This is a genomic window from Endozoicomonas sp. YOMI1, from assembly GCF_024606345.1.
In the GTDB taxonomy this organism is placed as follows: Bacteria; Pseudomonadota; Gammaproteobacteria; order Pseudomonadales; family Endozoicomonadaceae; genus Endozoicomonas.
The window spans coordinates 1-12,171 of sequence record NZ_JAHHPM010000072.1 but is presented as its reverse complement, the minus strand read 5'-3'; the positions used below and the strand labels follow the sequence as shown (position 1 = coordinate 12,171).

At 50.4% G+C, this 12,171-nt stretch carries 4 protein-coding genes and 1 pseudogene; 4 read left to right on the top strand and 1 reads right to left on the bottom strand.

The genetic code is table 11. The annotated features are described in order from the left end of the window. Nucleotides 1–238 precede the first annotated feature (238 nt). Nucleotides 239–1,642, top strand: coding sequence for a hypothetical protein (locus tag KDK15_RS02720; RefSeq protein ID WP_257293831.1), 1,404 nt, complete (start codon nucleotides 239–241; stop codon nucleotides 1,640–1,642). 158 nt (nucleotides 1,643–1,800) lie between these two features. Beyond that, nucleotides 1,801–2,241, top strand: a complete 441-nt coding sequence (locus KDK15_RS02715) for a hypothetical protein (RefSeq protein WP_257293830.1) — start codon at nucleotides 1,801–1,803, stop codon at nucleotides 2,239–2,241. On the opposite strand, the gene KDK15_RS02710 is transcribed toward KDK15_RS02715, so the two are convergent. Further along, nucleotides 2,238–4,028 carry a hypothetical protein gene (locus tag KDK15_RS02710; RefSeq protein ID WP_257293829.1) on the bottom strand — a complete coding sequence of 597 codons (1,791 nt, stop codon included), beginning with the start codon at nucleotides 4,026–4,028 and terminating at the stop codon, nucleotides 2,238–2,240. The genes KDK15_RS02715 and KDK15_RS02710 overlap by 4 nt on opposite strands. Before the next feature lie 610 nt (nucleotides 4,029–4,638). On the opposite strand from KDK15_RS02710, the gene KDK15_RS02705 reads away from it, so the two are divergent. Continuing rightward, nucleotides 4,639–11,262, top strand: coding sequence for an AAA family ATPase (locus KDK15_RS02705; protein ID WP_257293828.1), 6,624 nt, complete (start codon nucleotides 4,639–4,641; stop codon nucleotides 11,260–11,262). Between the two features lie 71 nt (nucleotides 11,263–11,333). After that, nucleotides 11,334–12,029 (top strand): annotated as a pseudogene (locus KDK15_RS02700) (IS1595 family transposase); the annotation flags it as partial. Between the last annotated feature and the right edge of the window lie 142 nt (nucleotides 12,030–12,171).

Here is a 12,171-nt window from a genome sequence, read left to right as displayed (position 1 = left end):
CACGTACCGTTTTACGAGAGACTGGCGGGGAAGTTCCGCCGGTCTACTCACCAGGCGTCTGTGTATTTATATCAGAGCCTGGCTGCACCAGGAATCATGAGAGTTTTAATGGAGGGCTCTACAATTTACGGTGAGGTTCGGTATGCATTCCCACGGGTAACCGTGGAATGAGTCCAAAATCCCATCATTCATTTGCTCAAGTGGACAATTGTGGTTTTCACGCTTATCAGGAGTTTTCATGGCTAATCCTTTCCGATCACTACCATTCGCCTCGCAAACTGTTGTCGGCGGCGATGTCGATCCAGCGTCACTTTCGGCAGGTCAGGATGCCTCCTGCCCTCCATCTGCAACAGCGGCAACCTTCGATTCCAGACGCACGGCTATTGACTTATTGGAGCCTGATAAACTGAAGATGCGGGAGTATTCTGAGCTGGATATTTCAGAGGCAGAACCGGATATTTCAGACGCAGAAAAGGAGCTGCATGAACGGGCAATTACACCACTGATGAATCAGATTGTTCAGGTGATCACCAACACTCCCAGCCTCAAGGCGAAAGCCTCCATGGCCAGAGAGGTCGTGACACTCGCCCATTCAATAAATAAATGTGTGAAAAGCGAAATTAACAAGCATATCTCCTCGGCCTGGCCAGACCTGCGCACAGTATCCCGGATTGTCAGTCAGTGGCCAGAGTCCCTGAAGGAGTCGGCAGCCTATGTCCGCTATGGCTGGCCGGTTTTGACGGTGGGCATGCATGCCAGACAGATCTTGTGTGACTTCAAGTCTGCTACCGATGTCTGTCGTTTTTATCATTCTGATTACCCCCGTGCTCATCCGCGCATTCACCCTGATTTTCCCTGGCTCTTTGACCATTTCGATCCAAAGGACTGTGAGGATCTTTCACAAGAGGAATTTCAACGCTATTTCGGCGAGTTTCCCCGGGCAATTCAGGACCTGGTCAAAAATCCGCCTCCTGATTTTCTGCTACTCAAGCCAGGCGTATACCTGGATTATCCGGTCTTCTTCCGTCTGGTCAGGGATATCTGGCTTGACGCATTACCGACTGGTAATACCGGAGTCATTGACAGGGTCAGTCATTTGTTGGTGTCGTTTGCCAAGCAGCAACACAGCCACGCCTGGTATCGCTTGAATCCCTACTGGGAATTCCTGGACGACCGGCTAAGGAACACTCATTCACTGAACCATGACGATTTGTCAGTTATAGCGTTTGAGCTGGTGACGCATCCCTGGAAATGGCAGAAAAACTATCAAGTTATTTTCCGGCAGTTGCTCAGCTATGGTTTTTCAAGTCAGGAAAGCAGACTGATGAACCACTTTGACCAGTGGGCGGCGGATACCGATTCGCAACTGGAATTCAGTCGCTGGGCAGAGTCAGCGTTGATTCCGGAAATCGCCCTGACCCTGCACTTTCTGAGAGATATTGTGCAATATATCGATGAGCATAAGGATCAGTATGTCAGCAACATACCTTGTTTATCGACGAATATCGAAAGAGGAGATTACTTCGATATAGATACCGGGCAGCTGCTGTCGCCCATCATTGCAACGGATCTGAGGAATTCATCTCCCCTGAAGGAAACACGGGAGGTGCTCGCTGATTTTTTCAGCGGCAAAGCATCCTAGAAAAGCACTAATGAAGTTTTCGCTGAAGCTTTTCCGGTAAATACAAAGCAAGATATGCCCGTGCAGCTCTCCAGCCTTCCATGGCCATTGTCGGCGTGATATTGCCAAATTTCTGGTGAGACATGGCATACACTTTGTCGGCTATCTGCAGGGCTTTTATGGATAAGCCTATTCTGGTTGTCGCTATCGGTGGTAATGCACTGCTGCAGCGTGGCAAATTAATGAGCTGTGAAAATCAGCGCAAAAGTGTTGCTGCCACTGCCCAGTCACTGGCGAAGCTGAGCGAAAAATATCGTCTTGTTATTGTTCACGCTAATGGCCCACAGGTTGGCCTGCTGGCTTTGCAGAACCTGTCTTATCGTGACTGCCCGCCATACCCGATGGATGTTCTGGGTGCTGAAACCCAGGGTATGATTGGCTATCTATTGGAGCAGGGCATCCGCAAGGAACTGCCCCACGCGGAAGTGACCACGCTGGTTACCCAAGTTTTGGTTGATGCCAATGATCCTTCTATTGCTGATCCATCGAAGTTTATCGGTCCTGTGTATGACAGGGAAACCGCCGAAAAGATCGAACCGCTGAGCTGCAAGAAACATTAGAAAAATTTCATTTGATCATATCTCTTGAATGATTTCAGATAACGAGATATCACCTCTGGTTCGAAAGTCCGTAAAACACGGGCCATTAATTTTCCATTTTCAAGGGATTCAGCGATGTGCTCTGGTAATGGGTTGTCAGAATGAACTGACAGATGCTCAGGAAAGTAAGCCAGTGTGGCTTGATCATCCAAATATTGCAGAGCCTGATAGAGATGCCCTGTTTCCAAACCTCTCTCGGGTTGAACCAGTATTCTGGACAACTCATAAGCTGCAACACTGAGATCTTTTACTGATACGTGACCTTCTGGAGAAGTCTTTCTGCCAATGACATCCAGCTCATCTGGTGACAATCCCATGGTCATGCCAATCGCATGCCAGTTATGGCTTAATGGCAAACACCTCAAAAAATCCATAGTCAGCGGTTTTGAACCGGCAATCTCTGTGGATATGTCATCCTCCTGCCAATAGAGTGATTGGACTGCTGGTGGCTTTATGTCCATTAAATGATGAAACTCAGGATAAACCTTACTGCTTTTTTCGAAAAGATCCGATAATTCCTGGTCACGATTGCAGGATTTTGCAGCTGCCATCGAAACATACGCAATATGTCCCGCAGTGAGTTTGGGCAGGCAATGTTCTGCTTCACGGAGTAACATTGAAATATTTCTAAAGCAGGGTTCGTTTTTACCAACTCTATTGAGAATTTTCTGGTTTATGTGCAATGGTAACTCAAGAGCACGACTGAAGGATTCTTCATTTATTCCTATGGCTTCAAGATCATAGCCCAGACGAGCAATCCCGTAGTCCCATGTGCGTTGTTCAGATTTATCATAAGCCTCTGAATGCCCTTGCAGGGATTTAATCAACTGGTGCGCGGAACTTATGGCCAGAAGTTCAGGATTGCTCATTATTTTTACCAGCTCCCCGGTACTCATACTCCCCCCTTTAATATCCAGAATTTTCTTGAACAAAAGGATGGTTGACAGGCCCCGGTGCAGGGATTCTTGTTGCAAATCCTGCTCCTCCATTAGTTCCGGGTATCCAGCTGCAAACGCCAGGGTTGCGGTCGGGACAATGGAGAGATAGGGATCTTTACGGAATATCTGGCGCAACTTGAAAAAATCCAGTTCATGATTCAACGCAGCATCAGTATCAGAAGCTTGCACACTGTAGGGCCATTCAATGAGCTCCCCATTCTGATCCTCTGCAATAGCAGACTTTTCATTAAAGAACCGAAACGGATCAATGGCAATACCGAACTTTTCACAGTGCAGTTTAGCCAGATCGGATCTGGAGATACCCGCCAGCATCGTCAGAAGCGTTTCATGGGTGATCGTAAGTTTTTCCTGAATTAACCTGGTCCCCTGTTGCTGGGAGTACCAGGATAGGTAATCAAATTGTTGTTGGCCTTGACGTTCAAGTTCACTAATTTTTTTCTCAATATCCGCTATCGGTAATCCCAGATAAATGGCAAACAGGAGCTGCTTGTAAGGTTCCAGCTCGACGTTAATTTGTGGTAGCAATTGAGACCAGGACACCAGATTATCCAAGTGTGTTTCAGGCAATAGGGTACATTCAGTATCGGGCTTTACATTCCTTGCCAATATTGCGACATCGGTAACGGGTGATGCCGACTCCAGGGCCAAGGGTTTAGCTGCGGCAAGAGTGACAGGCTTTCCGTCAAACGTGAATTCAGAGATAGATTGCGCTAATGGTTGATGCCCCTGTGCGCTGCAGACGGAATTAACAAGTTGTGGAGGCAGTTGATTTCCCGTTGAATTAATCATCTTTTTTCAATCTCTAAAAAATGTGTAAGATTTGTTTGGCAATACCCCGGCCATCGACCAGTTATCGCCTGATGCAATCAGCAGGAACGAACCTTGGTGGGACCATTAAAGTTAATTGACCGAGATTGGTGATTGTGATTTTGGACAAAAAAACTGACAAAACGTTCATTTTTACAGCAGAAAAACCAAAAAAGTTCTACTGCATCAAAGAACTTCTTTCCTTCTGGGAGAAAATGTGAAACGAGATCAGTCCGGGCGGGATGGCTGTTTGGGTTCTACCAGTGCAGAAAAGCGCTAATACCCATGCAGCCCACAGCCTCCCATGCCTGCTTGGGAATGCATATCGGAGCCTGCAGGGTGTGGAACAACCTGTTCCTGCCCGGAATTATGAGAATTTGTTACTGTGTTCCACCCGGTTGACTGGTGTTCGCCCCAGGAGGCTTTTAGGTAGGACAAAAAAACAGGAATCCAAAAGCGCATTAGCAAACCGCTCACCAATGACTGCTCAATAAATGTTCATGCGTTTGCCGTGGCAAGAACCTTCTTATTACCTTATTGTCCAACAAAGTTTGGGGACACCGGCAATCATAAATCAGGCACGAATGGTTAAATGGACAAAATAACAAATGAAGCTAGCAATTATTACTCCTTTCCAAATCAAACAGTAACCCACTCTTTGATACATCAGGCGAGAGACAAAAGGAAAATTTCGGTTTTTCCCGATGAAGAGACAGTGCTTGAGCAGCCTGCAGTAAGGGGAGGAACATTGACAAAATTCCAGCAAGTCCCAACGCCTGACTTACAACAAAGGCCTGCAGCCTCCTGTGAAGTATCCCCTCGCTTTAAAAGCGATCACTCCCCCGTCATCTCAACTGATCAGGAAACGGCCCATCAGAGCCTGAGCACCGGTGAGTTTTATTTTGCCAATGCCCCATTAACCCAACAGCGAATTATTGATCACTTACGCCATGAACAGCCGGCAACCTATTGCATTCGCTCGCTGGATGATCTGGAAAAACACGGCCTGATGCAACAAACCTGGCTAGAGGACGGCCAGTTACATAAAGCAGAAGGTCGGCTATTTATTGATGAGCCGATGACCCTGGTTTTTGACCTGACCGCCATGACACCCGGTGATATCGCCAGTTTTAATGACCTTCTTCAGGTGGGGCCCAGGTGTAACGATAAACCATTGGGCGACCGGGTCCGGCGGGTATTTCTGGTCAACCACGGGATGCTGGACGGGAGCCGACCCGCTAACCCCGATCTCTGGCGCAGATTAGGGCAAATGCCGGAAAAGGTCGTATCAGAAGCCGACTATATTGCCGATTCGGTAACCGATGAAACCTTGCTGGCACAAAAAACCACGGAAGACATCCCGGACAATGCCCTTCTCATGACCACCGACTTTGCCACGACCGACAACTGGTACCACCAACTGTTTGGTGGTATCACCCTCAATGATCGGGGTCGGCTGGTTTTTTCTGACGGGGCCCTGGCCAACCTGAAAGAGAATACCCACCTGGTGTTTAGCAACGCACAATGGGAAGACACTGGCTTTCAGACAGCCCTGGCAACGGCCATACGGGTTGGCGGATTCACCGCAAACCGGCAATGGGTCAGACTGCCTGAGCAGATATCCCTGTCCGTAGCCCATATCTGTACAACCGGACTCAATGCCTGGAAAGATCAGACGATCAGCGACAGCACAGTTTTTTGCCCCCAAAGCCCATTTGTTGTGATTAACGGCAGCTCAATCGAGCGTCTCAAAGGCCATTTCATGATAGAGGGCACTGCCGTTGTGCAAACGGACATGCTCGCCAATCTGCTGCAAGGTTGCAGGCAACTGGTGCTGACTGGCGAGCTGGATGACAAACAGTGGTTATGGTTACTGTGCCAACTGGAGGCGTTACCGGAGAGTAAAAGACCACGGTTGTTTGCCAATTTGCCAACCGACCGGTTGCTCCCTGCAAGGGCTAGCCACTGGCCGACCACAGGAGCCTGCAACCAACACTGTGCCACTGTCACCTATGAGATCAACCCCGGGGATACCCTGGAATCCCTGCAACAGGTCAACCTCACCAGCCAGAACCGTTTCACCTTTTCCCTGACCAACAGTCCACTGTTGGATGCCCTGGTCAATGGGACGCCAATTACCCTTTATGGTCTGGAGCGCAACCCGGAATTGGCTGCCAACCTGGAAAGCCTGCTATTGCCTGCCCCTTACCTGTTTATTCATGGGCATAAGATGGATCTGCCAAAGGCACGGGTCACCTTCATGAAACCCCCGGGGCAGCAAACCACCGGCTCAGCATTGATCAACGCCCTACTCAGCGCTTCCGACAGCCAACAACCCGCACCGGAAAACCCGGTCTACTCCCTGCTGATGTCGCTGCCCCGATCCTGTCAAAGGAACTATCCGGACAGGCCGCCCTGGACCGGGGAGGATTTTCAGCGTCGGTTTGACCAACAGACCGAGGCAGAGCGCCTGCTGGATGGTAGCCCTGAGCTTCTGCCCTGCCATCAACGCCGTGCCTTGCATGTGCTGTTGGCCAAGGCGTATCGCGGCGATCCGGAGATTTACAGTTTCATCAAGGCCAAAATTGCCTGCTATTATCCTGATCAACCCGCCGACAACCGTGCCGACCGATCCGCCCTGGAGCGCTGGCTGACCCACCACCTTGCCCCGGAGCTGAAGGACATCAAGGCCGATTTCTGGGCGCTGGCCCGGCGCTGTCCGGCCACTGTACACCAAGATATCAAAAAACCGCGTGATATATGTCACGATGCAGTGAAGCAGCTGGCCACCTATATGGTCGCTGCCACCCCCCCGGCACAGCAGCGGTCCCTGGCACAGCGGCTGGGGGTCGATCTTCGGCTGGCCCGGCAAAAACGCTTGTTTGACGGGAACGTGCGTTCAACCTTAAAAGATACCCTGATCGCTCACCGGCCATCACTCAGAAAAGACACCATCATCAGCCAAACGGCCGGGACGCTGGAGAGCCAGATTGCCGCCATTCTGATGGGAGATCAGACCGGTCAACAGAAATCACAACAGATCCGGGAACTACTGGCCACGGCCTTTGTTAATGATCAGTTACCAGAGCAGTGTCAGGATCTGCCCGACGCCCTCCTTGCCCGGCAGCGCCATAACCGGTCCCGGCAGGAGCGGCGTCTGGTGCATTTGGCCCGGAGGGTTCAGGAGCATCCCGTGGTGTTCCTGCAGGGCGAGGCCGGAGTCGGCAAGACCTTTATGGCCAGAGCCATTGCTGCCAGAGCGGGTTATCCAGCCTGTCAGGTGCTTCAGCTTGGGCCCAACCACACCTCAGAAGCCCTGTTTGGTGGGCAACAGCTGGTCAGTTATCCAACCGGCAATGGGGCGGTGGATCACCGCACCGAATTTCGCGAAGGGCCACTGCTGCAGTGGGCATTATCGGACGACCCGCCCCTGTTGGTGCTCGATGAAGCCAACCTGGCACCAGAGGGTCTGCTTGCCCCCCTGGCCGGTTTAACCCGGCAGCCGCCGGTGCTCCATTATCAGGGCCGGGAGTACAGACTGACCGAGCAGCACCGGATTATTCTCACCGGTAATCCGGACCATTATTCGGGGCGACACCTGGATAACAGGTTAAAATCACGGATTCCCACCTTCTTCTATAACCCCTTGCCGAACACCGTGCTGGCCAACGCCATCATTCTGCCCAATTTACCGGAGGCTTGGCCTGATCACCTGAAACAACAGGCCTGTGATCGGCTATTAACCCTGTACAGCCAGTTCCGGGAACTGCTGCTGGGGGACCAGACCACACCCAGAGATATCACCGATGTGCTGGCCACCGTTCGCCAGATTCTTCGCCACTGTTCCGCTATCGGGGGTACGCCAGAGCAAGTCAACGCCCTGGTCAGGCGGGCATTTATGGACAGCCTGGCCGGTGCCATAACCAATGACGACCAGCAGCGGCTGAACACCCTCAACCTCTGGTACCAGGGCCAGTACCCGGAAGATCCGTCCCTTATGGCGGGGGTTGACCGAAGCTTTGCTGATTTCCTGCAACAACTGCAGGCCGCCAACCCCGATGGTGACTTCTCTGTGGCGCCTGTCCGGCAACTGGTCTACCGCTACTGGCAAAGTCTGGACAAAGATGACTCGGGGCGAACCGCCATTCTGGTGGAAGGACCGGCAGGCTGGGGCAAGGATTTTGTTCTGGGCAAAACCATCCGGCTCTGGCAACAACAGCAAGGGATGAGGCAACGGTCAGTACGCCCGTTTGTCCATATCAATGCCAACCCGAACCAGTGGACCACTCTGGCCGAGAGCGTTAAAGAGGCGATGAGCCGGGGGCAACTGATCGCCATCAGTGAGCTTAACCTGATTCCCAGCCATTATGTAGAAGGGTTGCTGAATAATGTGTTGACCGGCCATGCAGCTCCGGGATTCCGCCTGTTTGCCACCATCAATCCGGGCTATTTTGCCGGACGGGAAGCGCTGAGCAGGGCCCTGACGAGCCGCTGCACCCAAATCAGGCTGGCTGCCCTTGCCCCGGAAGAACTGGCAAGGCTGGTGCAGGGATTGCCCAACATACCTGACGGGTTGCCCCAATGGCTGGCGGGTCACTTCCACCAACTGGCCACCGCGCTGCATCAGCAGAATTGCCCGGTGCAACTGGCACTGGACGACCTGTTCAGCAGCGCCCGGCATCTGGCCAGTCAATCCCCTGAACAGTGGTATCACGCCTTGCAACAACACCTGTCACTGCCCTTTCGCGCGTTGCAGACACCGCTGCCGCCGCTGCAGCAGGATACTGCACGTCTGGAACGAATCAACCAGGAAGAACAACGGCGTCTGGCCTTTGAGGCCATGGCCAATAGCATTCCCGGACTGTTGACGCCCATCACGGTAAAATTCGGGCATGTATCCCGTTGTCGTGATCGGGAAATCACGGTGACAGCGGAAGCAACAGCTCAGGACGTCATGACAATTGTGCAGGCCATGCAGCAGGAAATCAGCCGCAGTAGCGGGTCAACGGTAAGCTCTGTTGACCTGCAAAAAACCGGGTATTTGGCTTACCCTTGTGAATTTGGCGATATTGTGGTTCCCCGGCACTACAAGATCACCAGGTACTACCCGGAATATCCTTACGATGCCGACCAATATCGTCTCTCTTTTCTGGAGACTCGTCTGGATGGAGGCGGCCGGTTGCGCAACTACCCTATCGACTGGACAAATGGAACGATAACATCTGTGGCAGGATGGCCTGATGATACCGTCTGGCGGACCGACCTTGGAACAAATGAACTGCCCGGCAACATTGCGCTAACCCTGAATAACCAGTGGCAGCCTCTGCCTGCCCTGACGCCCTCAGACCAGCTCCGGACACTGCGCTGCACCCCGGACATCCCCATTGAACTGGCCCGAAGCGAGCAGACAGGGCAACTGTTAATCAAAAGTAAGGCATCCGCAGAATCACCGGTAACGGTGGACTTTATCATTGCCCCCGGGCAAACCTATTTTACCCAACTGAGACCGGGCGACCGGTTGACATTACAAAAGGGATTGTGCAGTCAACGGCTTGCAGATCTCCTGGCAGAGCAGATTTTTTACCCCAAAACGAACACCTGCAAAGCCTATGCAGAGCTGCGTGACATCCATGGGATCAGGGATATCCCGCAACGACTCAGGGCGTTGATGGGTTGGCTGGATACATTTTCCGACAGCAACAATGTGACCGGAGAAGATCAACAGCTGTTGCTGAATATGCTCAGGGAGAAACAAGGGGTTTGTAGGCACAAGGCGATGATCTTCCAGATACTCTGCCACTATTGGGGTATTCCAGCCCGGCAAGTAAGGAATGCTTCGCACCGTTTTGTTGAGATCAGCCCCGATGGCGGCCACACCTGGCGACAATACCAACTGGGTGGTGGCGGACAGTTCACTAAAGATATCACAGAACCCGATTGGGGGGATTATCGTCAACCAAACTATTCTGAGCTGAAGCCACCCGCTACAAGGGGATATGCCTATTCCGACCAATTTATCGATTCACCTGAAAGCATCGTTGCATTACGGGACAAAATTGTCAGTTATCTTAAGCACCTTGCATGTCTTTTACCGTTGAACAATGACCCATTAGCTTTGACTCTGGTTATTAAGGATATGCACAAACTCAAAGATATCTACTCTGCATTCAACAGGGAACCTGTAGACTACCCTGACCGCCCTATCATCAAAGAGTTACCGCTTAATTGGGGGATACTGTTATCGCCACAAATGTTTTACCGATTTGGTGAAACCATAACAGATTGGGAAAGTATCATAAAAAAAAGCGCTTGGCGTATGGCAGATGCAAGGTTCAATTCGAAAGAGTATTTCATTGGAATGTATCTGAAGGAATTATGTGACCTTATATATACACAAGAGCCTGATGTGCACTATTTGAACTGGCTATGTGATCTTTACCGCTCAGTGCCTGAATTTCTGAAATATATGTTATTGGCCATCTTACAGACGTTCTCCGAGTCCAGTGACTCCTGCCAGTTAAAAGACCGGGTAAAATTAATGCTTATGTCTTATTCTCTAAGACCCAAAAAACTTAACATTTATCCGTTTGAAGAAGATGTTGGCCAGGTACGATTATCAAAGTGCTTGATAAACCTTATCAAAACGATGACCATGAGCCGCTCACTTTTGGAGCGACTATCGCAGCATCGTATCCATCAACAACTCCACCACCAGCCTGTGGGCAATAGCGTTATCATCCCTGAAAAACTTATGTCCGGAGAGGCTGCTTTCCTGAACGTATCAAAATCTACAAGCTACAAACCCATTATCTTCGATTGTACTTCTTTACCAAGCAAAGAGATAAACAACAAGATTGCAGGAACAATAAAATCCGGAATAAGGTCAGAAATTATCGAAATATCTGAGAGTGAAAAGCATGTAGTCTTAGACGAGATAATAAAAAAAATATTCTTTTATTGGCTGGCAGCACATCACATGAATGACACCACTTCTCCCATTTGGTTGACTTACTCTTATGATAGATATTCTGAGACAGTGCAGCCTTTCCGTGATGATCACCTTACGCTTGACGACTGCGAAGTTGATCCCATGGCCCCATTAAAATTACCCCCGGAACGTATAAAAGACTATTTTAACCAACCTTCCGCTGTCGTTCTTCAAAAGGATGATTTGCTTGTTCTTTTAGATGAGTTTCTTTCACTGATCGCAGTTTAGAAAACGGTGATGTTTCATTTAAGGGTTGGTAGGTCTACACTGTCGTATCCCTTGCAATGGGAGGCTTCGTTATGAAGTCCCAACAGTTTCAAGACATTCTTAATGCCGTACCATTATTAACCAACCAACAGCGAAATACTCTTCTCAACGTCCTATCAGAAAAAAATTTTCCTTCTGATATCGCCAAGACCATTGAGGAGAGCTTTGTTCGAGCCCCAAAATGCCCTCATTGTGGCTCGGAATCCCTTCAGCGATGGGGGGGTGAGAAATCAGCGCCAACGTTTTCCGTGCAAGGCTTGCCGAAAAACCCTGAACGCTTTTTCCAAAACACCCTTGGCCCGTTTAAGGCACTCTGAAGCTTGGCCAAAATATCTTGAGGGAATGACCCACTCTTTGACGCTTCGCCCGGCTGCCAAGCAATGCGGGATTTCGTTACAGACATCATTTCGCTGGCGACACCGCTTTTTGCAAGTTATTGAGCATGATCAGGCACCAGAGCTCAGCGGTATTACCGAATGGGATGAAACTTTTTTTCGTGAATCATTCAAAGGCCAGAAAAGAAACCTACCAAGACCACCCAGAAAACGAGGCAATGACAAGAAGACAGAGTGCCGACAAATACCGGTCATGATAGCCAGAGATTGAGGAAACAGACGGTTGATGGTGTATTGGAAAATGGCAGCGCACAAGAGCTGTGCCACCATTTAAAAGGTCGAATAAATATTGAAGCTGTCGTATGTTCTGATGCCAGTCTTGCACATGAGAAGCAGGAGCCAGAGCCGGGAAACAGGTCAAAAGCAACAAGAGTGCTCCGGGTATTGACTGAGTCACCATTGAAGCTTATCCCGACTTTGAGCAGCATTGGCCTTCGGTACGCCAAGCCTTATTGGACGGAACCTACCAGCCGTC